This is a genomic window from Marinobacter sp. MMG032 (assembly GCF_040112695.1).
GTDB lineage: Bacteria > Pseudomonadota > Gammaproteobacteria > Pseudomonadales > Oleiphilaceae > Marinobacter > Marinobacter salsuginis.
Genome location: NZ_CP157802.1, coordinates 715,240 through 740,227, shown reverse-complemented (window position 1 = coordinate 740,227; position 24,988 = coordinate 715,240). Strand labels below are relative to the sequence as shown.

The following is a 24,988-nucleotide window of genomic DNA, read 5'->3' as shown; positions in this document are numbered from 1 at the left end:
CCGGACACTGATGGCACGTACTATGGGATTCCGCCTCGGAAAACGTCTCAATACACTGCTGGCTTGCAGTCTTCCTGTGCTGCTTTTGCCGGCTGCCGGGCAGGCTGCCAGCTATGGTGCCGGTATCGAGAATAGCCAGTGGTATCTTGCCGAATCGGTATTCGAGTGTCGCCTGGTGCACGAGGTTCCCGGTTACGGTCGGGCCGTGTTCAATCATCGCGCGGGTGAAAGTCTGAGCTTTTTCCTGGAGTCTGATTCGACACCAATGCGACCAGGGCGGGGGAGTCTCGTGGTGGAGGCACCGGCCTGGCGTCCGGGTGTGGCGCCGAAGCCCCTGGGCACGGTCAATGTGTCGGATGATCGCCGCCAGGTCTCCCTGGATACACGCCAGGCCTTTGTTGTTGCCCACGGCCTGCTGGAGGGTATGCGCCCCACGGTTACCCGGGAATCCTGGTTTGATGGTCGTCCGGTGCGGGTGCAGGTGTCCAATATCAATTTTGCTGGTGAATATGTAGTTGCCCCCGCTAAACCGGACACCACCTCATTCGTTTGATGCCAGTTCCGCCCGGTACTCCCAGGGCGATTTCATTTTCAGCCCCTTGTGCGGGTGGCTGCGGTTATAGTCTTCGACCCATTCCGGCAACCTGGCCATCACCGTGGCGGCATCAGGGAGATCGTTCAAGTACACATAGTCGCGCTTAAACGTCTTCACGAAGGCCTCAGCCATGCCGTTGCTCTGAGGGCTTCTCACCGGTGTGGTACACACGACAAAGCCCAGAGAGGACGCGAAGGCTCGCGTTTCTTTGGCAATGTAGCAACTGCCATTGTCCGTCAGCCATTCCAGCGGATGAGGCACTCGCTCTGACTGGCCGAACCGGTATTCCAAGCTTTCCAGCAGCAGGTCTTGAACCATCTCACCGGTGATGCCACCAGTAGTCGCTACATAGCGCATCAGCTCGCGATCACAGCAGTCCAGGCTGAAGGCTACGCGGACAACCTCCTTGTTCCAGCAGCGGATCTCAAAGCCATCTGAGCACCAACGAAGGTCCGGCTTCAACGTAATAACCTGGCCATTGTGGCAGCGCTCTTGAGGTCGCCCTGTATACCGGGGTAACAGCAGCCCATCCTGCTTCATCAGTCGGTACACGCGCTTGTGGTTTACTCGCTCATCGTTGGCTGCGAGCAACCGATTCAGTCGAGCCGTGATCCTTCGATAGCCATTGGCAGCACGGGCCTCGCACAGCTCACGGATAAACGGCAAATGCCGGTCATCGTCTTGTTTGCTGTATCTCGGGCTTCGGCCTTTCTGGCGACCATGAAGGCGATCCAGAAGATTGGAGCGCGATACCTTCAGCACTTCCGCAACCCGCTTCAGAGGGTATCGTCCGGTGGCAGCAACGGCATGCGCGAGATCAACTTTTTTGACTGAGCCACCTCCAGGGCTTCCCGGAGTATTTCAGCTTCCATCGTCTTGCGGCCCAACATCCGCTCCAGCTCCCGAACCTTCTTTTTCAGGGCTTTGACCTCGGATGCGCTTACAACCTCATCACCGGATTCAATCGCGGACATGCCACCGTCTTTCATCAGCTTCTTCCAACGGAACAACAGACTTGCTGATATACCATGACGCCGGGCTACAAGCGATACCGACATGCCTGGCTGCTCACACTCTGCAACCATGAATGCTTTCTCCTGCGCGGAATACCGGCGACGGCGCTGCACTCCGGTTATGACTTCGATTCTCTCCACCTTGGACACTCCTTTGCACTAGGTCTATGCCTAGGCCTTTGCTTCTACCAAGGTGTCCGGTTTAATTGGGGGCTACTACAGAATACCAGCGCTATCAGCGCTGCACGTCGAATCTCTTGCCGGTGAACTTCGATCAGATTCAGCGTTCAAGGGTGCCCTTTGCCAGTGGCAGCACTCAACTGTCTGACGCCGACAGGCAGTTGCTGGACAACATCGTGCGTTACGTGAATGCCGACACCACGGTTGAGAGAATTTTCGTGGATGGTCACAGTGACAGTATTGGCAGTCGTATCGACAACCGCGCGCTTTCCGAAGATCGTGCCAACGTGGTGGCCGACTACCTCAAGGCGAGCGGTATTGATGAAAACATGATTACCATTCGGGCACACGGTGACCAATACCCGGTATCCAACCGGCCGGCGGATAACCGCCGCACCAATATCCGCTTGCAGAGGGCAGGCGATCGCCCGGAGCTTCAGCAGGCCAACGGGTATGGCGGTGAGCCCCGGGGATAATCGCTTTCAGTAAACCGAGTTCAATACTTCCAGATGGGCGTTTACGCTTTCTGCCAGGGCCCTCAGGTGGTATCCGCCCTCCAGCGTTGAAATGATGCGGTCGTTGCTGTGCTCACGTGCAACAGACACGATCATTTCCGTCAACCAGCGGTAGTCGTCGGTATCCAGATTCAGTTCCGCCATCGGGTCAAGTCTATGGGCATCAAAACCCGCGGAAATCAGAATGAGTTGCGGTTTGAAGTCGTTCAGCCGCTTCAGCCAACCTGCCTCCACCTGTTTCCGATACTCCTCAGACGAACAGTTCGCTGCAATCGGAATGTTGACGATGTTGTCGGCCTGGCGGTGCACATGGGAGTGCGGGTAGAACGGGTGCTGGAAGCTGGAGCACATCAGGATTCGCTCGTCACCACCGACAATGTCCACGGTTCCGTTGCCCTGGTGCACATCGAAATCAATGATCGCGACCCGTTCAAGGTGATGGAAGGTGAGAGCGCGCATGGCGGCCAGGGCGACGTTATTGTAGAAGCAGAAGCCCATGGATTTCGCTCGCTCGGCATGATGGCCGGGCGGGCGCGCGCAAACAAAGGCGTTGGTTACCTGGCTACTCATAACCATATCCACGGCCTGGATGTTGGCGCCAGCGGCAAGGCGGGCTGCCCGCAAAGTGTCCGGCATCATGGCCGTATCCGGATCGGTAAACACGCGGCCCCTTGTGGGTTGCATCAGGTCGAGTTGATGCAGGTACTTTTCGGGATGCACCGTCAATAACTGGTCCCGGGTGATCTCTTCCGGCCTCACCCAGTCGAGCTTCTGATCAAGACCGGTATCAGCCAGGTAGCTGATGATCGCCGCCAGACGCTCAGGGCTTTCCGGATGTTCCGGCCCCATGTTGTGTTTCATGAAGTCATCGTGGGAAAAGAATGCCGTGGTCATACGTCTCGAACTGCCTTCGATGTGCTTATATTTTCTTCAAGCTTATCAGGGAAAACCGCCTGATGCCGTGTTTCTTTGGTCTTATAGGGACGATAGCCATTTCACATCGGGGAATCAGGGCCTAAGATAAGGGTTACACTCATAAGTAACCTGTTTTATTACATTTATTCGCCAACGGCCTGCCGGCCACTCACATAGGAGAGTCAGCTTGAGCACCCGGTATCTGGAGAGCCTTTTCAATCCCGCGTCCATTGCGGTGATCGGTGCGTCGGAGCGGGCAGACAATCTTGGCGGCATGGTATTGCGGAACCTGATGGGGGGCGGTTATCCGGGGCGCCTGCTGGTGGTCAACCAGAACGATTACGACAACGTGCACGGTGTACCCTGCGTCAAGAAAGTCTCCAAAATGGACTTTTCCCCGGATCTGGCCATCATCTGCACGCCGCCGGATACCGTGGCCAAGACCATCAAGCGGCTCGGGGAAGCCGGGGTGCGCACCGCCATTGTCATGACCGGTGGCATGTCCCGTACTCACAGTAAAACCGGTCAGCCTTTGATGTATTCCGTACGCGAGGCCGCCAGGGAAACCGGGATCCGGGTGCTCGGCCCCAACACGATTGGTTTGATGGTTCCGGCACGTAGCCTGAACGCCACCTATGCCCACATGGGCGCGATCCCGGGACGGGTTGCTTTCGTAGGCCAGTCCGGCACCATTGCCAGTTCGGTTATAGACTGGGCCTTTGCCCGGGGGGTGGGGTTTTCCTACTTCCTGACCCTCGGCGATGGCATGGATATCGATCACGACGATCTGATCGACTATCTGGCGCAGGACACCCAGACCCGCGCGATTCTTCTGCACATCGAGAACATCCCGAATGCCCGGCGGTTTATGTCTGCGGTGCGGGTAGCCTCCCGCACCAAGCCAGTGATCGCAGTAAAATCCGGGCGGGTACCGGAATCGGAGTGGTTTCCCCACGATCTGCCGGCCGGTTTGAAACGCAGCGATCCGATATACGATGCCATGCTCCAGCGGGCCGGTGTGCTTCGGGTGGACGGTCTTGGCCAGATGTTCGATGCGCTCGAGACGTTAACCCGGATGCGGCCATTGCGCCGGGAAAGCCTGGCGATCATGGCCAACGGGGTTGGCCCGGGGGTGTTGGCTGTGGACCGCCTGGCGGACCTGGGCGGCGAGCTGGCGGAGTTGTCGGATGCCAGTATCGAGGCCCTGGCCGAGCTGCTGCCACCTTACTGGACCCGCAAGAACCCGATCGATCTCAACTACGATGCTTCACCGGAGTTGTATGGGCAGGCGATCAAGATTCTTGCCAAGGATCCGGAAGTGGCAAACGTTCTGGTGATGTATGCGCCAAGTCTGACAGAGGACAGCCTCCAGATTGCTGACGCTGTGGTGCAGGCTTCCAAGGGCACCCGTCTGAACGTGTTCACCTGCTGGCTGGGCCAGAGTACGGTCATGGATGCGCGGGAAGAGTTTTACCGGGCCGGGCTGCCGTCGTTCTTCAATCCCGAAAAAGCCGTCATGGCGTTCATGCAGCACGTGCGTCATCAGCGTGTTCAGCGGCTGCTCACGGAAACACCCGAGTCCTTTACCGATCACTTTGCAGACCGAACCCACACCCGTCATGTGGTCAGCCGGGCATTGCGCTCGGGCCGGTATCATCTGTCGAACCGGGAAGCCCGGGATCTGGTGAGTGACTATGGCATTAGCACCATCGACACCATGTACTGCGACGATATGGAAGAGGTCCTCGAGGTTTTCGCAGTTGAGCGGCGCCCCATCGATATCACCATCATCCATGAGCAGGCCTGCCATCCTTTCCTCGACCTGAGTCCTACCCAGCGCCGATACAAGGGCACGGTTCAGAAGCTCAACAGCGAAGCGGCCATCATGGACTCCTGCCGCTACCTGATGGAGGAATACCAGAGCCACTTTCCGGGCAGTGGCTTCCTCGGCTTCGCTGTTCAGCGTTCCTATCAGCACGTGGGCGGGATTGAGTTCAGTGTTGGTATTACCCGGGATCCGTTATTTGGCCCCCTGGTGGTATGTGGCGCAGCGGGCGCCCAGATCAATGTGATGACCGACCGGCAGATTGCACTGCCGCCATTGAACATGGTGCTGGCCCGGGAGCTTCTGCGCCGGACTTATATGTACAAGCTGTTGAAAGAACACAGCCTGAAGCCGGAAGAGGATATCCGGGCGGTGTCCGAGACGCTGGTCACCCTCTCCCAGATCGTCATCGACATTCCCGAAATACAGGGTCTGGAGATTTCGCCGCTGCTGTTCAACGAGCAGGGGGCCGTGGCTGTGAATATCGCCATCAATCTGGCCGACAAGCCAGGCCGGCCGATTATCCAGCCATACCCGCGCGAACTCGAGGAGTGGATTGTACTGCCGAAGTCCGGGCGGCGGGTCATCATCCGGCCGGTACTGGCCGAAGATGAGCCCGCGCACCGGGCGTTTCATGAGCTACAGTCGCCAGAATCCATCCGCTACCGGTTCTTCCAGTACCGGAAGCATTTCTCCCGGGAGGACGTTGCCCAGATGGTGCAAATCGACTACGACCGGGAAATGGTCTTTATTGCCAACGCGCCGAGGGAAGACGGAGAAGGTGAGGAAACCCTGGGCACCGTGCGCACCTGGACTGACGCAGACAACCTGCAATGCGAGTTCGCGGTCATGGTGCACGATAAAATGAAGGGAGAGGGCCTGGGCGTCGCCCTGATGCAGAAGATGATCGATTACTGCCGTTCCCGGGGCACCATGGAAATGGTTGGCAACGTGTTGCCGGACAATCGCCCCATGTTGCAGCTTGCGGAACACCTGGGCTTCGAGATCAAGTTCAATATCGAAGAGGAGGTGATGGACCTGCGGCTGGTTCTGAACGAACCGGAAAAGGACTGGCAGAGAGAGCGCCTGGGCAAGAGCGCCCATTGAGCGGTAAGGGGAAAGACGGGGTCAGATTGATTATGCACCTGACCCCGGGGTATCAGCTTTATTCTTCGACAATCGCTGAACGGTCTTCACCACCCAAAGCTTCGAGAAGCCCCGGGATCAAGCGGGACAGCTCCAGGGTCATCAGCGTGAAGGCTGCATCAAACTTGGCAACGGCATCATCCACATCGACGTCGTCCAGTTGGTCCTGGAGTGTTTCGCCGAATTTCAGGCGACGGATGCCCAGCTCTTCATCCAGCACGAAGGAGACGTTGTCGTCCCAGGTCAGTGACAGCTTGGTCACCTGCATGCCCGCATCCAGATGGTTGCGGATTTCATCGGCTTTCAGGTCCAGGCCTTTGCAGCGCACCACACCACCATCTTCAGACGGATCTTTCAGCTCGCATTCACTGCCCAGAACCACCTTGCCAGGCAGATCGACGGATTCGTTCAGCCAGCCGGTGAAGGTAAAGGCAGGCGCCTGCTCCACGGCGGGCGGACGAACCGGCAGCGAGCCAAGGCTCTTGCGCAAGGTGGAGGCCAGATCTTCCGCCTGTTTGGCGGAGCCGGCATCCACTACCAGGACACCGTCCAGGGGCGCGAGGTAGGCGAAGCAGCGGCGATTTTTGGAGAAGGCCTGGGGCAGCATCTCCAGCATCACCTGTTCCTTGATTTCATCCTTTTCTTTGCGGCGGACCTTGCGGCCCTGCTCGAACTCGATAGCCTCCGCTTTCTCTTCCACGGCTTCCTTCACCACCGGGCCAGGAAGGATTTTCTCTTCTTTGCGCAGGGCAATCAGGTGATAGCCGTTAGCACTGTGAACCAGCTGTTCGCCATGCTTGCCCAGGGGTGGAACCCAGCCCTGGCGGCTGGTTTCCTGGGGGCCGCAGGGTTTGAAGGCGTCGGCCTGCAGTTTTTCTTCCAGCTCTTCGGCGGAGATATCAAACGGTTTGGTAAAACGGAATACGCGGGCGTTGCGAAACCACATCAGGGCTGGTCCTTGTCGTTCATATTTGCATGATCTCTACGAGTACGGTCTTGATAATAAAGCCCACAACGCCAGCGCCCAGCACCGTAAACAGGGCGATGGTGCCGAATCTTCCGGCCTGGGATTTCTTGGCCAGGTCCCAGACGATGATACCCATCCAGACAATCAGGCCGGTCAGAAACACCAGCATGGCGATCTGGGAAAACACTGCTTCGTTCATTGCTTACTCCGATGTCAACGTGGATTACTGTTCATCCCGCAGGAAAACCCAGTTGTTCTTATCGGATTGGTCTTCGCTGAAGTAATAGCCTTCGAGGTTAAAACCTTTGAGGTCGTCGGCCTGGGTAATGCGGTTCTGGATGGCAAATCGGCACATCAGGCCGCGGGCTTTCTTGGCGTAGAAGCTGATCATCTTGTACTGACCATTCTTCCAGTCTTTGAATTGGGGGGTAATCAGCCTACCTTCAAGGTCTTTCTTCTTTACACTTTTGAAATACTCATTGGAGGCCAGGTTTACCAGCACGCCGTCGTCGTCTGCCAGCAGCCGGTTGATCTCGTCAGTAATCTTGCTCCCCCAGAAGGCATACAGGTCCTTGCCACGGTTATTCTCGAACCGGGTACCCATCTCCAGGCGATAGGGTTGCATCAGGTCCAGCGGTTTCAGGACCCCATACAGGCCGGAGAGCATGCGCAGATGCTGTTGGGCAAACTCGAAGTCCTCCTCGCTGAAGCTCTCTGCGTCCAGGCCGGTATAAACATCACCCTTGAAGGCCAGTACCGCCTGGCGGGCATTCTCGGGGGTGAACGGCGTGTGCCAGTTCTGGAAGCGCTCCGCGTTCAGCTGGCCCAGCTTGTCGCTGATGCTCATCAGGTTGCTTATCTGATGCGGCTCCAGTTCCTTCAGTTGGTCAACCAGCTCACAGGCGTCGTCGAGAAATTCCGGCTGGGTATAGGTGTCAGTTGCCAGCGGGCTTTCGTAGTCCAGCGTTTTTGCAGGGGAAATAACCATCAACATGTCAGGCAATCCTCATTGCAGGAATGTGAGTAATTCATCCCTGGTAAACGGCCAGTCCAGTTCCGCACCGGTGTCGTTGCGTCGCAGCACTGGAATCCGGGTGCCGTACCGCTCCACCAGCTTTTCGGACCGGGCAATATCCACCACGTCTACCGGTATGGGTTCCGGCATGGGCGTACTGACAAGCAGGGCTTCAGCCAGCTCGCACAAATGGCACTGGGATGTCGTGTAGAAAAGCAGTTCCATTATTTCGGCTGTGCGTCCAGTTTCTGGCCGTTGACGCCCTGGCTGTCCTTGCCCATGAGATACAGGTAAATCGGCATCAGGTCTTCCGGTGCCGGATTTTGCTGTGGGTTCTCCGCCGGGTAGGCGTGGGCTCTCATATTGGTACGGGTCGCGCCCGGGTTCAGACTGTTCACCCGGACATTGTGGCGTTCGTCATCCAGTTCTTCGGACAGAAGTTGACTGAGGCCTTCAACCGCAAACTTGGAGACTGCGTAAGCGCCCCAGTAGGCTTTGGCTTTGCGACCGACACCGGAAGACGTGAAAATCACCGAAGCATCGTCGGATTTGCGCAGCAGGGGGATCATGGCCCGGCTGAGCAGAAACGGGGCTGTTGCATTGACGTGCATGACCTTGTTCCAGGTTTCCGGGTCATACAGTTCAACCGGGCTGCGATCGCCCAGGATGGCCGCGTTGTGCAGTAAACCGTCCAGTTGGCCGAAGTTGTCTTCCAGCGTCATGGCCAGTTCTTCATAGTCCTTCACTGCAGCGCCCTCAAAGTTCATGGGCACGATGGCGGGCTTGGGGTGCCCGGCGGCCTCGATTTCGTCGTAGACCGTTTCCAGCTTTCCTACAGTTCGGCCAACAAGTACGACGGTCGCACCATGGGCGGCAAAGGCCTTTGCCGCAGCCCGGCCAATGCCGCTGCCGGCACCCGTCACCATAACGATACGGTCTTTCAGAAGATCGGCGGGTGCTTGGTAATCATGCATAACCTGTCTCCGTGTCAGGCTGTTACCGGTTAAACACCGGATCCTAAAATTGATCGACTATTGTAACAGCTTTGCCAGGTCAGTGACGGTGTCGGCAATAAGATCCGCTTGCCACAGGTCAATGGTTTCCGGCTCTTCGATATAACCGTAGCGGACCGCGATAGTCTTCATTCCGGCATTGCGACCTGCTTCGATGTCCCGTTCGTGATCGCCTACATAAATCCCTGAACCAGGCTCGGTTCCCATTTGCTGGCAGGCGAGAAACAGGGCCTCCGGATGAGGTTTGCGCTGGGCAACATGATCGGGGCACACCAGGACTGCGCATCGGTTCGCAAGATTTAAGGCTTCGATTAGCGGAACCGCAAAACGGGCAGGCTTGTTGGTGACAATGCCCCAGGGGATCCCCTGTTCCTCAAGAGCCTGGAGTAATTCATCCATGCCTTCGAACAGGCGGGTTTCTACAGCGACTCCGGCCTCGTAGAGGTCGAGGAAGGCTGTGTGTTTTTCCAGGTACTCCGGGTGCTCCGGTTCCAGGCCGAAGCCGACCCGGATCATGGCCCGAGCGCCGTTTGAGACGGAGCGTCGAATATGCTCCGGGGGCAGGGCGGGCATGCCGTATTGTTCCCGCAACTGATTGAGGCAGCGTATGAAATCCGGTGCCGTGTCAATCAGAGTACCATCCAGGTCGAACAGGACTGCCGAGGCTTGATGCGTGTTTTCAGGCTTCACGGATATCCCTGGCGTGCATCAGGTAGTTAACGTCCACGTCCCTACCGAGTTTGTAGATCTTGGTAATCGGGTTATAGGTCATACCCGTCAGTTCCCGGACATCCAGGCCTGCGTTGCGCAGATGATCGGACATTTCAGAGGGCCGGATAAACTTCTTCCATTCGTGAGTGCCCTTTGGCAGCAAACGAAGCACGTATTCGGCGCCGACAATGGCAAACAGGAACGACTTGGGGTTCCGGTTGATGGTTGAGACAAACAGGTGTCCGCCGGGTTTGAGCATGGCGGCACACGCCTTGATGACCGATGCCGGATCCGGGACATGCTCCAGCATTTCCAGACAGGTCACGACATCGTACTGGCCAGCATGTTCGCTGTCCTGCGCCAGTTCTTCGACGGTGATTTGCTGGTAATCCACGTTCACACCGCTCTCCATGCCATGGAGTCGAGCGACCGCAAGGGGCGCCTCGCCCATATCGATACCGGTAACATGGGCGCCGCGCTGGGCCATGCCCTCAGACAAAAGGCCGCCACCGCAGCCGACATCCAGGGCGCGCTTGCCAGCCAGGGATACGCGCTCATCAATGTAATTCAGGCGTAGCGGATTGATGTCGTGTAGCGGTTTGAATTCGCTCGTGGGGTCCCACCAGCGACTGGCCAGGGCCTCGAACTTGGCGATTTCGTTCCGGTCTACATTCTGGTTTGTCATGGTTGGTTCTGCCTGATGGATCAATAAGAAATCGGTTAGTTTGCCTTTGTACGGATACGCCCGGCCCAATCTTCAACCCGGAGCATGAGATCGGCGACGTCAATGCGGGTTAGCCGGCCGTCCTGTAATTGTGGTACGCCGTTAATCCAGCTGTGGCTTACTGATCGACCATGGTTGCTGTAGACGAGGTGCGAAGCCGGATCGTAAACCGGCTGCAAAAACGGGTCACTCAGGTCAATGGCAATGATGTCTGCCAGCTTGCCCTCAACCAGTGATCCGAGTTCGTGGTCCCGCCCCAGGGCCCGGGCTCCGTTGATGGTTGCCATTTCCAGAGCCTTGTGGGCAGACAACGCCGAGGCATCACCGGCTACTACTTTGGCCACCATGGCAGCGGTGCGAAGTTCTCCGAACAGATCCAGGTCGTTGTTGCTGGCGGCGCCGTCAGTGCCAATCGCAACATTAATCCCGTTGTCCAGAAGGTCCTGCACCGGGCAAAGGCCGCTGGCCAATTTCAGGTTCGATTCCGGACAGTGAATGACATGGGCTCCCGATTGTTTCAGCAGGCTCACATCGCTTTCATCGATCTGCGTCATGTGCACGCACTGGGTCTCCGGGCGAAGTACGCCGAGGTCTGCCAGTCTGGCCGTCGGGCGCTGGCCACCTTTTTCAGTGGCCTCGGTTACTTCAAAGGCAGTTTCGTGCAGATGTACCTGGATAACGGCACCGGTTTTTTCCGATAGCCGTACCGCTTCAGTCATCGGCCCGTCGGAAACCGTGTAGGGGGCATGGGGGCCAATGGCCGGCATGATGTAGCCGTCGGTCTTCCAGGTGTCTATAAAGTCGGCACCTTTGCTCAGATACTCGTCCGGACCGGCACCCCAGGGTGTCGGGAAATCCAGCAGCGGAAAACAGATCTGGGCGCGCATGCCCGCATCATGGGCGACCTGTGCAGCGATCTCCGGAAAGAAATACATGTCCGAGAATGTGGTGGTTCCGGTGCGCAGCATTTCTGCCATGGCCAGTTGTGTGCCATCGGCAATGAACTGTTCGCTGATAAAGCGACCTTCGGCCGGCCAGATGTGATCATTCAACCAGGTCATGAGCGGCAGATCATCCGCCATCCCGCGAAACAGTGTCATGGCTGCGTGGCCGTGCATATTGATCAAGCCGGGCATGACAACATGGTGGGGAAGATCGACGGTTTCACGGGTTCGGAAGGTCTGGTCCGCCTGCTCCTGGGGGATTACGGCGACCAGGCGGCTCCCCTGAATTATGACGGCGTGATTCTCAAGCACTGTGCCTGCTGGCTCAATTGGAATCAGCCAGCGCGCGTTGATGCGGATATCGGCTGCGTTGATGGTATCTGCCGTCATTCATTCCTGCCTTACAGCGCTTGGTGCGACCCTGCCGCACCTTGAAAATGTAGCCCGGAAGTATAACCGTTATACTGGCAGTTTTCAGCGCTGAAAAACCGGAGCAGTTTTCTATGGCAACCACCCCGAAACCCTCTTCTGAACGCGGCATTGGTACCGTTGCAATACGGTGGCATGGCAGCAGTCTCGAATTGCTGGACCAACGCCTGCTGCCCGGGGAGGAACACTGGATCACCCTGGAGGGCGCTGCGGGTGTGGCACAAAGCATCCGGGACATGGTGGTTCGTGGCGCTCCGGCGATCGGGATCAGCGCAGCCTACGGGGTGGCCCTGGCAGCCAGGCATGCCGGCGGTGGCGATTGGAAAGCTGAAATCAAACAATCCATTCGTGAGCTGGCGGCATCACGGCCCACGGCGGTGAACCTGTTCTGGGCGTTGCAACGGATGGAACGGGTCTTCCACGCCTGTCACTCTCTCGACGTAGCGGAGAAACGTTTGGCCAATGAGGCCGAGGCAATCCATGAAGAAGATCTGGCTGCCAATTTTGCCATGGCGGACCATGCCCTGGAATTCATCGGTGCAGAGAAACCGCTTTCGGTGTTGACCCACTGCAACACCGGTGCACTTGCCACCGGTGGCTACGGCACGGCTCTGGGCGTTGTTCGACGGCTGCACGAGGAAAAACTGTTGAAAGACGTCTATGCCGATGAAACCCGACCCTGGCTTCAGGGTGGCCGGCTAACGGCCTGGGAACTCTCTCGGGACGGCATTCCTGTCACTTTGAACGCTGATGGCGCTGCGGCAGCAATATTGGCTCGTAACGATGTCCGTTGGGTCATTGTCGGCGCCGACCGCATCACCGCCAATGGCGATGTGGTTAACAAGATTGGCACCTACAGTCTTGCGGTGCTGGCCAGGCATCATAAAGTGGGCTTCATGGTGGTGGCACCGTCGAGCACCGTGGATATGGCTCTGGAGTCAGGCGCGGATGTTCCCATAGAAGAACGGGACGGGATTGAGGTGCGGGAAATCCGGGGTATTCCTCTGGCGCCGGAAGGCGTCAATGTGTTCAACCCGGTTTTTGATGTGACACCGGCCAACCTTATCGACGCCATCGTTACTGAAAAGGGCGTCGTGCATAACCCGAATATTACCGGTATGAGAGCACTATTTGGTTGAAGACGGGCCGCCCGCCTGCCGCTTCTTTCGGACGGGGGATTTCTCGGGTCTGGATGGCCCTTCGGGGTGTTTGTCCTCGTAGGCAGCCTGAAGTTCGGCCACCTCCCGTTCCTGTTCTTCGATAAAGTGCAGGGACATCTCAAAGCTCTGGCGGGTGAACTCCAGCACTTTCTGGAAGCCCTCATCCGAGAGCGTCCGTGCGTCGTCATGCCGGCGGAAGATGTTGATGAATTCGCGTTCCCGCTCGAACTGCAGGGGGAGTTTCGCCACACCCCAGTCATTCAGAATCTGCCAGACTTCCGGGTTGTAGTTGCGCGTGGTGCGCATGATAAAAGGGATTGGATCATTCCGGGCAATGAGAGCCGCGAGACGCAGAATCAGCTCGAAGGAGAGAGTGGAGGTGCCATTCTCAATGGCCTCGAGAACCGACTTGTCCCGCAGGTTCAGGGCCTCGCTCATTTCCGACAAGGTTAGACCGGCCACTTCCCGGATGTCCTTCAGGGACTGACCCGCCGTGAGCATCGCCCGCAACTGATCCTGGGAATTCATCAGGGCCCGACCAACCCGAAGAGACGTATCTGTGGCCTTCACCCCGAACCGGAGCGCTGACCCGGTGAGGCTGGCCAGGCGGTCGATAAGACCTTCCGGCGTCCGTTCCTGGGTTACCGGTTTTTCCAGCCCTTCCACCTGCTCCAGCGAGCGCATGGCATGCAGCGCATCCAGAAGCATGTCCTGGAGCATTCGCGCTTTCTGGCGGCTATCCTGCCCGCTGGTGTCCTTTTCAGTCATGGGCCTGGAGGCATCCGCTTACCGGGTTACCGCGGAGGCCGGAGCCTGTGCGGCGAACTGTTGCGGGTCCAGGATGGACGCCATGCGGTTATCCAGGTCCAGCATGTCAGCCATGATATGGCCACCTTCACGGATCACGAAATCCAGTTCTTCGTCGGTGGAATCCAGGTCAGCTGCCTGTTGGTCCTGCCAGTCTTCGAGGGCTTCAAGGGAATCGAATGGTGGCTGCCCTTTCAGTTCCCGCCTGGCATTCGCAATTGTCAGACGCGTGCGCTCAATTTGTTCGTGTTCGGCACGACGCTCTTCCAGATTAAGGCTGACGCTGTCCGTGGCGCGCTGCTTGGTGAGGAAGTCGATTTCCTGCTGCAACAGACTGAATTCAGGGTTGGTTGAGAACCGCTCTTCGTGTCGCTTGCGAAGCTCATCAATAATACCGCTGAAATCAAAGTAACGCGTGTGCGGCACGGCTTCGATCTGGTCCCAGGGCAGGGCATGGTCGAGGGCGTCCTCACCGATGCGGGTCTTGTCGATGCGGGATGGAATCTCGATATCCGGAATGACCCCTTTGTGCTGGGTGGAGCCGCCTGATACCCGATAGAACTTCGACTGGGTGATCTTGAGTTGGCCATGGTTCAGCGGACGCACCGCCTGAACGGTACCTTTGCCGAAGGTCTGGGAACCAACGACCAGCCCCCTGCCATAGTCCTGGATGGCGCCGGCGAAAATTTCGGACGCTGACGCGCTCATACGGTTGGTGAGTACCACCAGCGGGCCATCATAGGCGACCGAAGGGTCCTCATCGTTCAATACCTGCACATCGTTATTGGCATTGCGGATCTGAACAGTGGGGCCTTTATCGATAAACAGCCCTACCAGATCGTTGGCCTCGTGCAGGGCGCCACCACCATTGTTGCGCAAATCCATGACCAGTCCATCAACGCCCTCGGCTTCGAGTTCCGCGATGAGGTTACGAACGTCCCGGGTTGTACTCTTGTAATTCGGGTCTCCGGCCTGCATGGCCTGGAAATCGGCATAGAACGTGGGGATGGTGATTACGCCAATCGTGTATTCCTTGCCACCGCGCTCAATCCGGATGGTGTCCTTGCTGGCGCTCTGTTCTTCCAGTTTCACCTCATCGCGCTTGATCGCGATGGTTTCGGTGATGGTCTCGTCAGACGCGTTAGCCGGAATGACTTCCAGGGTGACGGTCGAGTTCCTTGGCCCGCGAATCAGATCTACAACTTCGTCCAGCCGCCAACCAATCACATTCACCGGTTTTTCACCTTCCTGTGCCACCGAGACTATGCGGTCTGCCGGTTCAAGCTGACCCTGTTTGGACGCCGGTCCGCCGGGCACCAGTCTCACTACCTTGGTGTATTCGTTATCTGACTGAAGGACCGCTCCAATGCCTTCCAGGGAAAGGCTCATGTTGATGTTGAAGTTCTCGGAGGTGCGCGGTGAAAAGTAGGATGTGTGCGGATCCCACATTCCGGTAAACGCATTCATGTAGGCCTGGAAAGCATCTTCGCTTCTGGCCTGGTACGCGCGCTTGAGCTGACCTTCGTAGCGCCGGCGCAGAGTTTCAACGATGGCCTCATCGTCGGCGCCGTTCAGTCGCTGTGCCAATACTGCGTTTTTGATGCGTTTTACCCACAGTTCGTCCAGCGCCTTGGCATCCGCCTCCCAGTCCGCTTCCGAGCGGTCCACCAGAATGCTCTCGTTGGCCGAGAAGTCCAGCGAGTCTATGCCGTTGTCGATGATTGCCAGTGCAAACTGCAGACGCTCGATAATCCGTTGCTGAACAAGGTTGTAGATATCAAAGCCCGGCTGGAGCTGGCCGGTTTTCAGGGCAGAGCCCAACTGGGTCCGGATTTTGTCGAATTTCGCAATGTCGTCTTGTGACAGGTAGATTCGCTGGCCGTCCAGATAGTCCAGGTAGGCATCAAACACGTCGCCAGACAATTCGTCGCTGATTCCAAGGTCGCGGAAATGCGTAAATTGCAGCTGACGGGCAATCAGAATGTTAGCGCGCGCCTGATCGATCGTCGGCGCAACCGGCTCGTAGACAGCTGGGGTTTCAACCTTGGCATGCAGTCCCAGTGGCGTCGACAGTAGCAAGGCTACAGCCATTGCCTTGCACACCCCGGATCGACCAGTTCCGGCCAGGGTGCGACGAGCCATAATTCTTTCCGCGATGGTCATAAATGCGTACCTGACGGTGTGGGGAGCCCCTCGGCTTTCGGAGGGAGTGTCTACCCGTGACTTATAAATTTATTGTAGGCAAGCACTACACCCGATGCCATAGGCAGGGCGTATCGGTTCGTGACAATCTGTCCATGAAGGCGCCAGGTTGGTAACCGGATGATGGTCGATTGCGTAGGTCTTTGATTGGTAGGGGTGCCGGGCGGAAGCGCATCCCGCCCGGCAATGAGTCAGCAGGGTTTGATCAGGCGAACGTTGTGTTGGTTTCCGCCTTTTCCTGCAGCAGTCTGGGCGGTGCAAAGCGCTCACCATAGGTTTTGGCGAGCTCTGATGCCCGTTCCGTGAACGCTTTCACTCCGAATTGATTGATGAACTGGATGGCGCCACCGGTCCAGGGCGCATAGCCAATGCCGAAGATGCTGCCGATGTTGGCGTCTTCCACCGTGCGCAATACGCCTTCCTCGAGGCAGCGCACCGTTTCAATGGCCTGAATGAACAGTATCCGGTCCTTCAGCTCCTGCAGTTCGACTGCCCGAGCCTTGCCGCTATCCACGAACAGGTTTTCCAGTTCCGGCCAAAGGTGTTTTTTGCCACTGGCGGGGTACTCGTAGAACCCGGCGCCCGAGGCTTTGCCTTTGCGCCCGTGCTCGTTGACCATGGCATCAATCACCGCCTCAGCCGGGTGGGGGTTCCAGGTGCCGCCTGCCGCCTCGGTGTCTTTCTTGCTCTGGTCCCGGATGTGCTGCATAAGGGTCATGCTGACTTCGTCCGAGATCGCCAGAGGTCCCACCGGCATGCCGGCCAGCAGTCCTGCATTCTCAATGCTGGATGGGTGGATGCCTTCGCCCAGCATGCAGATGCCTTCATTGACAAAGGTGCCAAAAACCCGGGAAGTGAAGAATCCCCGGCTGTCATTCACCACCACCGGGATCTTGCCGATCTGCTGAACGTAGTCGAACGAGCGTGCCAGCGTTTCATCAGAGGTTTTCTCGCCGACGATGATTTCCACCAGTTGCATCTTGTCTACCGGTGAGAAGAAATGCAGGCCAATAAAATTCTCGGCGTTCGCGGAGGCCTCGGCGAGTTGGGTGATGGGGATAGTGGACGTATTGGAGGCAAATATGCCGTTGTTTACCAGCTTCGGTTCCGCCTCCTGGGTTACTTTGGCTTTCAGGCCGCTGTCTTCAAACACGGCTTCGATCACCAGGTCGCAGCCCTCCAGATCATCCGCAGAATCCGTGGCTTTGATGCGCCCGAGGATCTCTGCCTTCTGCGCTTCGCTCATCCGGCCACGGCTGACTTTCTTGGCCAGCAATTTCTCGGAGTAGCTCTTGCCTTTTTCGGCGTTCTCCACAGAGACATCTTTCAACACCACGTCGATTCCCCGTGTGGCTGTGGAATAGGCTATACCTGCGCCCATCATGCCGGCGCCAAGCACGCCAACCTTGCGGAAGGTTTCTTTCTCGACGCCATCGGGCCGGCTGCCGCCCGCCTTGATGGCGTTCAGCTGGAACCAGAAGGTGCCGGTCATGTTCTTGGCGACCTGGCCGATCACCAGCTCGGCAAAATACCGGGTCTCGATCAGGCTACCGTTGTCGAAATCCACCTGGGCTCCCTCGACGGCCGCGGAGAGAATGCGTTCCGGCGCCGGATAGCAGCCTTTGGTTTTCTGCTTCAGCATGGCCGGTGCGATGGCCAGTTTCTGGGCCATGGCGGGATGGTGAGGCGCCCCGCCAGGAAACTTGAAGCCTTTCTGGTCCCACGGCTGATGACACTTGGGATTGGCATCGATGAATGCCCGGGCCTTGGTGATCATGTCGTCGGCAGAATCGGCCAGTTCGTCGACAATGCCAGCCTTAAGTGCGGCTTTGGGGTTCACCTTTTTGCCTTCCATCAGAAACGGGAAGGCTGCCTCAAGACCAATCATCCGGGGCAGTCGCTGGGTTCCGCCACCGCCGGGAAGCAGGCCCAGCGTCACCTCCGGCAAGCCCAGTTGAATGCTGTCGTCGTCAATCGCCACGCGATGGTGGCAGGCCAGGGCGATCTCCAGACCACCGCCCAGGGCAGAGCCGTTGATAGCGGCCACCACGGGTTTGCCGGTGGTTTCGAGGAAGCGCATGTGGGCTTTCAGGCCGTTGACCATGTCCTCAAAGGTTTTGGCGTCGGCCTGTGTGACCTTGTGCAGCTCTGTCAGATCGCCGCCGGCAAAGAAGGTTTTTTTGGCTGAGGTAATGATCACGCCGCGGATGTTGTTCAGGTCATCTTTCACTTTCGCTGCCGTCTCCGAGAGGGCGTCCCGGAAAGTGGCATTCATGGTGTTGGCGGACTGGCCCGGCATGTCGATGGTGAGGGTCAGGATCTGATCTGAACCCAGTTCGTAACGGATGGCACTCATAATCGGTTCTCCTTGAAAAGTGGACGGGTTCAGACGCGCTCGATGATGGTGGCAATGCCCATGCCGCCCCCAACGCAGAGGGTAGCCAGGCCGTAGCGCAGTTCACGCCGCTCCAGCTCATCCAGCAAGGTGCCAAGAATCATGGCGCCGGTGGCACCAAGCGGGTGGCCCATGGCGATGGCGCCGCCGTTCACGTTCACTTTTTCGTCGGGAACCGAGAGTTCCCGCTGGAAGCGCATCACCACGGACGCGAAGGCCTCGTTCACTTCAAACAGGTCAATCTGGTCGGCGGTCATGCCCGCTTTTTCCAACGCTTTGCGCGCCGCCGGCGCAGGACCGGTGAGCATGATGGTTGGATCGGTGCTGGTGACGGCTGTGGCAACGATGCGGGCGCGTGGTGTCAGGCCCATGGCCTTGCCCTTGGCTTCGCTGCCGATCAGCATGGCGGTGGCGCCGTCGACAATACCGGAGGAGTTACCGGCGTGATGCACGTGGTTGATCTTCTCAACGTAGTGGTACTTCTCCCGTGCGACACCGTCGAAGCCCATTTCACCCATCATCTGAAAGGAGGGTTTGAGGCCACCCAGGCTCTCCAGCGTCGTGTTGCCGCGCACATGCTCGTCACGGTCGAGGATCACGACACCGTTCTGATCCGTGACGGGAATAATGGATTTTGCAAAGTAGCCGTTCTGCCATGCATTGGCGGCTTTCTGCTGGGATTTCACCGCAAAGCCATCGACATCTTCACGGCTGAAGCCTTCAAGCGTGGCTATCAGGTCTGCGCCGATACCCTGGGGCATGAAACCGGTATGCAGGTTGGTTTCCGGGTCCGTGGCCCAGGCTCCGCCGTCAGAGCCCATGGGTACCCGCGACATGGCCTCCACGCCACCGGCAACCACCATGTCCTCCCAACCGGAGCGTACTTTCATGGCGGCCAGGTTAACGGCTTCAAGTCCGGACGCGCAGAAACGATTGAGGGTAACGCCGGCCACTTTTTCATCCCAGTCGGCCGCCAGAGCGGCTGTCTTGGCGATGTCCGCACCCTGGTCGCCAACGGCGGTCACGCAGCCCATTACGATGTCATCCACCTGGGCGGTGTCCAGGCTGTTCCTCTCCTGCAGCGCGTGGAGCACTGTGGTCAACAGCGTGATGGGTTTGACGCTGTGAAGTGATCCGTCTTTTTTTCCGCGCCCTCTGGGGGTGCGGACTGCATCGAAGATATACGCCTCGGTGGTCATTGCTTGTCCTCTGGTCATATTGTTTTCGGAATTGATTTACCGATGACACAACCATAGCCCGATGCGACCAGGGGGTGTAATGACGCGGGCTGCCAATCGCATTGGCGAAATTGCTCAGGAACCATGACAAGGCGGGAGGTGGCTTCTATGGTGTTAGAAACCGCAGACGAATTCAGGAGGCGAAAGCCATGTCTCTGCGAGATGCGATCGACAACTTTTACGAACGACTGGTGGTGGATGCCATTGAGGCAACGCGGGAGGAGTCCGACACGGCGGATTATCTTACCGATGTGATGTGCGTGGCCCTGAACCGCCTTCCAACGCGGTATTATCGCCATTCAATCGACATGATGTTCTACCTGGCCGACGAAGAACTCAAGGGGATGAAACAGAAATCCCTGGCCGCCGTTAAGGAGGCCAGGGAGTTTGTTAAAGAGCACCAGCGGGAATAAACCTCAGGGTGCTTCAGGCCTGGTTCAGGTTGGCAAGGGCCTTGTTCAGGCGCTCGGCCAGCTCTGTGTTTGCGTCTTTGCCGATTCCGGCCAGGCACCAGCTCGCGAGCAGCTTTTCCACGTCCTGCATTTGATCATTGCCGTTGTCGGCGGATCCCATGCCATCAGCCAGGCGCCGTACCTGTATTTCCATGCGGCGCTGCTGGTCGGTTTCGGGTGAGGGGACACCGCACAGAATTTCCGCCCGTATCACCAGCTCGGCCGGATCACTGGCGTCTGAGGCATCCGCCAGCGCGGCCCAGTGTTTGGGCACGGAATCATTGGCGGTTTCACCCGTTGGGGCAGCCATTACAAGAGACTGCCACGATGCCATTTTTGCCCGAAGCTTCAGCTCGGAAAGCGCCTTATTCAGCCGCTGCTTTTCCTGCTGAACCTGCTCTCTGACGCCCTTGGACAGGTTTGACTCGTCGATTCCACGAAGCGTCGCCAGGGCCGCCGTTACTGACTCCTCATTACTGTCTGAAGATGCCTCGGCAACCTGCTCCAGAGCCACCTGCGCTGACTCGTCGGCGGCCCGCGATGCCTGCTGCTGTTCTGTGCGCTCGGCATCGCGGCGGGCAAAGATCTGGTCGCAGGCCTTGCGGAAAGCCTGCCATAGTTTGCGGTCTTCCCGGTGACGGGTAATGCCGATCGCCTGCCAGTCCCCCTGCAGGGCCTTGGCCTGATTCATGGCCTCCTGGAGCGGTTCGTGGTCAACCAGTGCCTCGGCCTTTTCGACAATCGCCTGTTTCAGTGCTTCGTTTTTCCGGCGCTCCTCATCGAGTGGCGCCTCAAGCTTCCTGAGCAGTTCATCGAAGCGTTTCTGGACGGCACGATTGTCCCGGAATTCCACGGGCCACGCTTCCTTCCACTCCTGGCGCGCTGTCTGGTGGATTCGCTCTGCGGCTTTCCAGTCGATCGATGACCAGTCGGCATTGTTGAGGAAACTCTCAAGTTGCTCGCAAATGGCGGATCGCTTCTCCAGATTGGCCTGTTTAAGGCCGGACTTCGCAGAAAAGTAGGCTTTGCAAGGCTCATAGGCCTTGTCGGAGGCAGCTTTGAACCGGGACCAGAGGTTGCGGTCTGAAGAGCCGCCCAGATCGCGCCACTCATTCTGCAGTTCCTTGATTCGCTCCGCCTTGGCTTCTGGATCCATGGGTTGTTCTGCCAGGTATTCCATTTGCTCGCATAGGGCAATCTGCTTTGGCTGGGTGGCAAAGCCCTGCCAGTCCGAGAGTTCTCTCAATTGTCCGTTAAGGAGTTGTACCCGGGCCTGATAGGGTTTGGCGTGGCGCTGGTCCAAATCACGTAAATGTTGCTGGGCGGTTTTGAACAGCTGCTTCGATTCCTTGAGTTGCTTGGCCTCAAGTGCCGCTTCGAGCTTTTCGAGATCGTTCTCAAGGCGCTTCGCCAGGGCCCTCTGCTGCTCCTGGTCAACACGGGGCTGGGGCTTTGACCTGCGCTTACCGGCCAGCTTTCGCAAGGGCTCAAGCAGTGTGGGAATGGGGTAGCCTTCCGGCCAGTTGATTTCCGCGATCAGGGTTTTTGCCTGCGCGCGCTGTTCTTCAGTAGCGTCGTCTTCCCCCTCTACCAAAGTGCCGAGTTCGACAATGGTGTCCCGGTCCTGAGTGATCCGACGGATCGAACCGAGGTAATTGCGCAGCGCCAGCATGGCTGTTTCGTAGGACTTCTGTTCCTGCTTGTCCACGGCAGTATCCCGGGTCGCTTCCAGCCAGCGGTTTTCCTGGGTTTTCTGCAATGCATCCAGAGAGGCGAGTGAGGGCAGGGTCTCTGGCGGTTGGGCCTTGAGCTCATCCATTGTGCGGGTGAGCAGATCGAGAGTTTCCTGGCGCTGTAGCTGCTGATCTCGCTGGCGCTTTTCACCCTCCGCTGCAGATTGCAGGGTCGCAATGCGTTCTTTGCACTGGTGCACTGCTTCCAGGAATGCTTGCGCCTGCTCCGGAGTTGCGTGCTCTTCCACCTCTGTCCATTGTTTCAGCAGGGCATCAAGCCGGGCCTCGTAAAGTTTGGTGTCGTCGCTTTTCGCCTGGTCCCGCGCGTGACGGGTCAAGGTGGCAATGGTCTGGCTAATGCTGTCCAGTCGAGCCTGTTCTTCACGGCGTTGCTGAAGGGCCGATTTAACGGTTTGGTAGACCCCTTTATCCCGGCCTTTGGCCTGTTTCTGTACTGCCTGGAGACTGGCTTCATCGGTCAGTCTGCCGGCTGCGGTCTGTCGGATATCCGCTGTGACACCTCCCATCGCGAGTTTGGCCAGAATACTTTGCGACGGAGAGCCCTCAAGGGCTTTAAGCTGTTCTTCTCTCTGGCTGGCCCGGGTATTCTCCTGTTCGACAGGCTCGGGCTGTACAGCTTTTCGTTGCTTAGGCGCTGCCTCGGGTGTCTTGCGGGATCTGAACAGTTTCTGGATGAACGCAGCCATAAAAGTATCCTTGGGTGTTGAAACCAGTTCACGGTGTCGGGCAAAGTTGGACCGCCACCGGCCATCGGCCTCCGGTTCGGAAGGCCGGGTAGTTTGACTGGTCAGCCTGGGAGGCTGATCAGTCGGAAATTTTCGCGGCTAGTCTAGCGTTTTGTGTGCGTATGCGGAAAGGGTCTGTATGGCAAAACAGGAAAATCAGGACGATCAGGAATATAAGGCCCGGGCAACAGCGCTAAGATTGCTTGCCAGAAGGGAACATAGCCGCTTTGAGCTGAGTCTGAAACTGCGTCAGAGAAAGGTGTCGGGCGACATTATTGACGCTGTTCTGGATGACTATGAGAAAGAAGGCTGGCTCGATGATGACCGGTTTGCCGACGTTTATGCCCGCCAGAGGATGGATCTTGGTTATGGACCGCTCAGGATTCTGGGGGAACTTCAGCAACGAGGGGTGCATCGGACCCCGGAGTGTGTTGATGAAATGACTGAGGAAGATTGGTGTGAACGGGCTGTTGCCATCCGGGACAAACGGTTTGGGCTGGCGGATCTCAGTGAAGACTGGGATGAAAAAGTGCGTCAGGCGCGTTTTCTGAATCGTCGGGGTTATTCCGCTAGCCAGGTTGAAAGGGCACTGGAAGCCCGTGCCGACTAGACCACTTCGGGGAGACGCTTCAAAGGGTCGGGGGGATCATGCCCAGCTCTGCCGGCAGGCCAGCCCGGAGTTTTTCGTCCGGCTGCAGTCTGTCTGAAAGAACTCCGGCTTTCTGGCTCTCCTCCATCTTTACGATTTGCGCTTCCCGGTCTGGCGCGGGCGTCGCAGGTTCGTTGAGTCGGGCCAGGACATCATAATAACGCCGGATATTCTGAACGTAGATGACTGGCTCGTGGCCCCGGGCATAGCCAAAGCGGGTCTTGGTATACCACTCCTTCTCAGCCAGCAGTGGCAGGAATTCCTTCACATCCATCCACCGATCCGGGTCTTTTCCTGCACCTTCCGTCAGGCGACGGGCGTCCTCAAGGTGGCCAAATCCCACGTTGTAAGAGGCGAGGGCGAACCAGGTACGGTCTGGTTCGGGGATACGTTCGGGAATCTTCTCATGCACGATCCGGAAATACTTGGCACCGCCCTGGATGCTTTCCTCTGCATCCAACCGGTTGTTGATCCCGATGTGGCTGGCTGTGTTCCGCGTCAGCATCATCAGACCGCGGACGCCGGTGGGGGATACCGCGTTGGGACGCCAGTGGGATTCCTGGTAACCGATGGCCGCAAGAAGCCTCCAGTCCATATCGAATTCCCTGGCATAGTCCCGAAACAGCGATTCGTACTTGGGCAAGCGGTTTTCGACGTGGTGCATGAAGGTGCGGGCGCCGACATAATTGAGTCGGTCCAGGTGCCCATAGAAGCGTTCGGCAATCTGGGCCAGGGTGCCGTCGGCCTCCAGGGTTTCGATGAATTGCCGGGCGGCTTTTGCCAGGGAGTCATCTTGCGCCGACGGGAAAAACCAGGCCAGTTCGCCAGGTTCGCCCACCGCAAATGCCTCCTTGACCATTGGATAAAACACGTGGTTCAGATCAAGTTCGTTGGAGGAAACCATCGCATATGGAAATTCGCCGCTCTCGACCCGGGACAGAACCCCAGCAGCGTCCAGCCCGGGGTGCACTTGCCACTGAAGCTCCGAGATTTCTTCCCGGGCCTGGTTCAGGCGATATTCATGGTTGCTGTCAGCCACCACATGAAGGGGTTTCCCGGTCAGATCTGCCAGTGATTCAGGGCGTTCCACGTCCCGGTTATAAACCAGTATCGATTGTGCGTTGATGCCTGTAGCCACGGTATGGTGCTGATCGACCGGTCCCGGCTGGCTGGACAGTCCAAGCATGCCCAGGTGGGCGTAGTTCTTCTCCAGCACTGACAGAATTTCGGTATTGTCCTCGGCGACCCGGATCCGGAGTTTCACGCCCAGCTCGTTGGCGAACAGTTTGGCCAGTTCATAGTCGTAACCGGTTGGGCCGTCCTCACTTTCCACATAGATAGAAGGCGCTGTGCGGGTAATAACATGCAGCACACCCTCCTCCCGAATTTCCTGGAGAGTGCTGGGCTGTGAACATCCGGTCAATGTCAGGGCCGCGCCAAGGAGGCAAGCTATCTTGGCGGATGCGCCTGTAAATGCAGCAAAAATTCTGGGCAAGTCCCGAGTCTCCGTCACGGCTGGATCATCTGGTTGCTTTACCGATGGCGGCTTGGCAACCCTCGCTATCCTGAGTGTGGAAATCCGTTCCACATTGCCAATGATCCTTGGTGGTGGAT

Annotated in this window: 22 protein-coding genes; 6 read left to right on the top strand and 16 right to left on the bottom strand. The window is 57.8% G+C overall.

Going from position 1 to position 24,988, the window contains the following annotated elements; translation table 11 throughout:
* Positions 1 to 10 precede the first annotated feature (10 nt).
* A complete protein-coding gene (locus ABNF92_RS03355; protein WP_349343427.1) occupies positions 11 to 553 on the top strand; it encodes a hypothetical protein in 543 nt (180 codons plus the stop codon).
* Here the strand turns inward: ABNF92_RS03355 and ABNF92_RS03350 are convergent.
* Positions 542 to 1,749, bottom strand: a protein-coding gene (locus ABNF92_RS03350; protein WP_349342663.1) for an IS3-like element ISMaq2 family transposase whose coding sequence is annotated in 2 segments (ribosomal slippage) — positions 542 to 1,422 and positions 1,422 to 1,749 — 1,209 coding nt in all. Because the reading frame shifts where the segments join, the coding sequence is not laid out codon by codon here. The two genes, ABNF92_RS03355 and ABNF92_RS03350, sit on opposite strands and share 12 nt — an antisense overlap.
* 65 nt (positions 1,750 to 1,814) lie before the next feature.
* On the opposite strand from ABNF92_RS03350, the gene ABNF92_RS03345 reads away from it, so the two are divergent.
* Positions 1,815 to 2,264, top strand: coding sequence for an OmpA family protein (locus ABNF92_RS03345; protein WP_349343426.1), 450 nt, complete (start codon positions 1,815 to 1,817; stop codon positions 2,262 to 2,264).
* Positions 2,265 to 2,270: 6 nt separating this feature from the next.
* On the opposite strand, the gene ABNF92_RS03340 is transcribed toward ABNF92_RS03345, so the two are convergent.
* Complete coding sequence (locus ABNF92_RS03340; protein ID WP_069184861.1) at positions 2,271 to 3,197, bottom strand: histone deacetylase family protein; 927 nt, start codon at positions 3,195 to 3,197, stop codon at positions 2,271 to 2,273.
* Positions 3,198 to 3,405: 208 nt separating this feature from the next.
* On the opposite strand from ABNF92_RS03340, the gene ABNF92_RS03335 reads away from it, so the two are divergent.
* Entirely contained in the window at positions 3,406 to 6,150 is a 2,745-nt protein-coding gene (locus ABNF92_RS03335) for a GNAT family N-acetyltransferase (protein WP_349343425.1), read from the top strand.
* A gap of 58 nt (positions 6,151 to 6,208) precedes the next feature.
* Here the strand turns inward: ABNF92_RS03335 and rdgC are convergent, their stop codons facing one another.
* From rdgC to ABNF92_RS03295, 8 genes are read right to left on the bottom strand one after another with little or no spacing between them, the layout of a single operon-like run.
* Positions 6,209 to 7,135, bottom strand: coding sequence for a recombination-associated protein RdgC (gene rdgC, locus ABNF92_RS03330; protein ID WP_349343424.1), 927 nt, complete (start codon positions 7,133 to 7,135; stop codon positions 6,209 to 6,211).
* Positions 7,136 to 7,154: 19 nt separating this feature from the next.
* Positions 7,155 to 7,355: a DUF2788 domain-containing protein gene (locus ABNF92_RS03325; protein ID WP_069184858.1), complete on the bottom strand. Its 201-nt coding sequence runs from the start codon at positions 7,353 to 7,355 to the stop codon at positions 7,155 to 7,157.
* Between the two features lie 24 nt (positions 7,356 to 7,379).
* Positions 7,380 to 8,150, bottom strand: a complete 771-nt coding sequence (gene yaaA, locus ABNF92_RS03320) for a peroxide stress protein YaaA (RefSeq protein ID WP_069184857.1) — start codon at positions 8,148 to 8,150, stop codon at positions 7,380 to 7,382.
* A gap of 12 nt (positions 8,151 to 8,162) precedes the next feature.
* Positions 8,163 to 8,396 carry a glutaredoxin family protein gene (locus ABNF92_RS03315; protein ID WP_349343423.1) on the bottom strand — a complete coding sequence of 78 codons (234 nt, stop codon included), beginning with the start codon at positions 8,394 to 8,396 and terminating at the stop codon, positions 8,163 to 8,165.
* Positions 8,396 to 9,145 (bottom strand): YciK family oxidoreductase, encoded by a 750-nt coding sequence (locus tag ABNF92_RS03310; RefSeq protein ID WP_069184855.1) that lies wholly within the window; start codon positions 9,143 to 9,145, stop codon positions 8,396 to 8,398. Before ABNF92_RS03310 ends, ABNF92_RS03315 begins: the two co-directional genes overlap by 1 nt.
* 57 nt (positions 9,146 to 9,202) lie before the next feature.
* Positions 9,203 to 9,874 carry a phosphoglycolate phosphatase gene (gene gph, locus ABNF92_RS03305; RefSeq protein WP_291907966.1) on the bottom strand — a complete coding sequence of 224 codons (672 nt, stop codon included), beginning with the start codon at positions 9,872 to 9,874 and terminating at the stop codon, positions 9,203 to 9,205.
* Positions 9,864 to 10,580 carry a bifunctional 2-polyprenyl-6-hydroxyphenol methylase/3-demethylubiquinol 3-O-methyltransferase UbiG gene (ubiG, locus tag ABNF92_RS03300; protein ID WP_291907965.1) on the bottom strand — a complete coding sequence of 239 codons (717 nt, stop codon included), beginning with the start codon at positions 10,578 to 10,580 and terminating at the stop codon, positions 9,864 to 9,866. The genes gph and ubiG overlap by 11 nt, the downstream gene beginning before the upstream one ends.
* Before the next feature lie 35 nt (positions 10,581 to 10,615).
* Positions 10,616 to 11,953, bottom strand: coding sequence for a TRZ/ATZ family hydrolase (locus tag ABNF92_RS03295; RefSeq protein WP_349343422.1), 1,338 nt, complete (start codon positions 11,951 to 11,953; stop codon positions 10,616 to 10,618).
* A 113-nt stretch (positions 11,954 to 12,066) separates the two neighbouring features.
* On the opposite strand from ABNF92_RS03295, the gene mtnA reads away from it, so the two are divergent.
* The gene (gene mtnA, locus ABNF92_RS03290) at positions 12,067 to 13,131 is read left to right on the top strand and encodes an S-methyl-5-thioribose-1-phosphate isomerase (RefSeq protein ID WP_349343421.1); all 1,065 of its coding nucleotides are present in this window, start codon (positions 12,067 to 12,069) and stop codon (positions 13,129 to 13,131) included.
* Here mtnA and ABNF92_RS03285 read toward each other — a convergent pair.
* The 4 genes from ABNF92_RS03285 to ABNF92_RS03270 all read right to left on the bottom strand — a co-directional run bounded on the left by ABNF92_RS03285 (position 13,120) and on the right by ABNF92_RS03270 (position 19,755).
* Positions 13,120 to 13,920: a helix-turn-helix transcriptional regulator gene (locus ABNF92_RS03285; protein ID WP_305967085.1), complete on the bottom strand. Its 801-nt coding sequence runs from the start codon at positions 13,918 to 13,920 to the stop codon at positions 13,120 to 13,122. The two genes, mtnA and ABNF92_RS03285, sit on opposite strands and share 12 nt — an antisense overlap.
* Before the next feature lie 18 nt (positions 13,921 to 13,938).
* A complete protein-coding gene (locus ABNF92_RS03280) occupies positions 13,939 to 16,122 on the bottom strand; it encodes a carboxy terminal-processing peptidase (protein WP_069184849.1) in 2,184 nt (727 codons plus the stop codon).
* A gap of 244 nt (positions 16,123 to 16,366) precedes the next feature.
* The gene (locus ABNF92_RS03275; protein WP_349343420.1) at positions 16,367 to 18,517 is read right to left on the bottom strand and encodes a 3-hydroxyacyl-CoA dehydrogenase NAD-binding domain-containing protein; all 2,151 of its coding nucleotides are present in this window, start codon (positions 18,515 to 18,517) and stop codon (positions 16,367 to 16,369) included.
* 29 nt (positions 18,518 to 18,546) lie between these two features.
* The gene (locus ABNF92_RS03270; RefSeq protein WP_069184847.1) at positions 18,547 to 19,755 is read right to left on the bottom strand and encodes an acetyl-CoA C-acetyltransferase; all 1,209 of its coding nucleotides are present in this window, start codon (positions 19,753 to 19,755) and stop codon (positions 18,547 to 18,549) included.
* 188 nt (positions 19,756 to 19,943) lie between these two features.
* On the opposite strand from ABNF92_RS03270, the gene ABNF92_RS03265 reads away from it, so the two are divergent.
* On the top strand, positions 19,944 to 20,207 hold the full coding sequence (locus ABNF92_RS03265; RefSeq protein ID WP_349343419.1) for a late competence development ComFB family protein: 264 nt from the start codon (positions 19,944 to 19,946) through the stop codon (positions 20,205 to 20,207).
* A gap of 13 nt (positions 20,208 to 20,220) precedes the next feature.
* On the opposite strand, the gene ABNF92_RS03260 is transcribed toward ABNF92_RS03265, so the two are convergent.
* Positions 20,221 to 22,686 carry a DUF349 domain-containing protein gene (locus ABNF92_RS03260; RefSeq protein ID WP_349343418.1) on the bottom strand — a complete coding sequence of 822 codons (2,466 nt, stop codon included), beginning with the start codon at positions 22,684 to 22,686 and terminating at the stop codon, positions 20,221 to 20,223.
* A gap of 178 nt (positions 22,687 to 22,864) precedes the next feature.
* Between ABNF92_RS03260 and ABNF92_RS03255 the strand changes: the two genes are divergently transcribed.
* Entirely contained in the window at positions 22,865 to 23,335 is a 471-nt protein-coding gene (locus ABNF92_RS03255) for a regulatory protein RecX (protein ID WP_349343417.1), read from the top strand.
* 19 nt (positions 23,336 to 23,354) lie between these two features.
* Here ABNF92_RS03255 and mltF read toward each other — a convergent pair whose 3' ends face one another.
* On the bottom strand, positions 23,355 to 24,869 hold the full coding sequence (gene mltF, locus ABNF92_RS03250; RefSeq protein ID WP_349343416.1) for a membrane-bound lytic murein transglycosylase MltF: 1,515 nt from the start codon (positions 24,867 to 24,869) through the stop codon (positions 23,355 to 23,357).
* Positions 24,870 to 24,988 lie beyond the last annotated feature (119 nt).

Bases quoted from the DNA above. Each gene is read 5' to 3' on its own strand.
- ABNF92_RS03355 (WP_349343427.1), top strand. From the start codon at position 11: ATGGCACGTACTATGGGATTCCGCCTCGGAAAACGTCTCAATACACTG.
- ABNF92_RS03340 (WP_069184861.1), bottom strand. From the start codon at position 3,197: ATGACCACGGCATTCTTTTCCCACGATGACTTCATGAAACACAACATG.
- rdgC (WP_349343424.1), bottom strand. From the start codon at position 7,135: ATGTGGTTTCGCAACGCCCGCGTATTCCGTTTTACCAAACCGTTTGAT.
- ABNF92_RS03325 (WP_069184858.1), bottom strand. From the start codon at position 7,355: ATGAACGAAGCAGTGTTTTCCCAGATCGCCATGCTGGTGTTTCTGACC.
- yaaA (WP_069184857.1), bottom strand. From the start codon at position 8,150: ATGTTGATGGTTATTTCCCCTGCAAAAACGCTGGACTACGAAAGCCCG.
- ABNF92_RS03315 (WP_349343423.1), bottom strand. From the start codon at position 8,396: ATGGAACTGCTTTTCTACACGACATCCCAGTGCCATTTGTGCGAGCTG.
- ABNF92_RS03310 (WP_069184855.1), bottom strand. From the start codon at position 9,145: ATGCATGATTACCAAGCACCCGCCGATCTTCTGAAAGACCGTATCGTT.
- ubiG (WP_291907965.1), bottom strand. From the start codon at position 10,580: ATGACAAACCAGAATGTAGACCGGAACGAAATCGCCAAGTTCGAGGCC.
- ABNF92_RS03295 (WP_349343422.1), bottom strand. From the start codon at position 11,953: ATGACGGCAGATACCATCAACGCAGCCGATATCCGCATCAACGCGCGC.
- mtnA (WP_349343421.1), top strand. From the start codon at position 12,067: ATGGCAACCACCCCGAAACCCTCTTCTGAACGCGGCATTGGTACCGTT.
- ABNF92_RS03285 (WP_305967085.1), bottom strand. From the start codon at position 13,920: ATGACTGAAAAGGACACCAGCGGGCAGGATAGCCGCCAGAAAGCGCGA.
- ABNF92_RS03280 (WP_069184849.1), bottom strand. From the start codon at position 16,122: ATGACCATCGCGGAAAGAATTATGGCTCGTCGCACCCTGGCCGGAACT.
- ABNF92_RS03275 (WP_349343420.1), bottom strand. From the start codon at position 18,517: ATGAGTGCCATCCGTTACGAACTGGGTTCAGATCAGATCCTGACCCTC.
- ABNF92_RS03270 (WP_069184847.1), bottom strand. From the start codon at position 19,755: ATGACCACCGAGGCGTATATCTTCGATGCAGTCCGCACCCCCAGAGGG.
- ABNF92_RS03265 (WP_349343419.1), top strand. From the start codon at position 19,944: ATGTCTCTGCGAGATGCGATCGACAACTTTTACGAACGACTGGTGGTG.
- ABNF92_RS03260 (WP_349343418.1), bottom strand. From the start codon at position 22,686: ATGGCTGCGTTCATCCAGAAACTGTTCAGATCCCGCAAGACACCCGAG.
- ABNF92_RS03255 (WP_349343417.1), top strand. From the start codon at position 22,865: ATGGCAAAACAGGAAAATCAGGACGATCAGGAATATAAGGCCCGGGCA.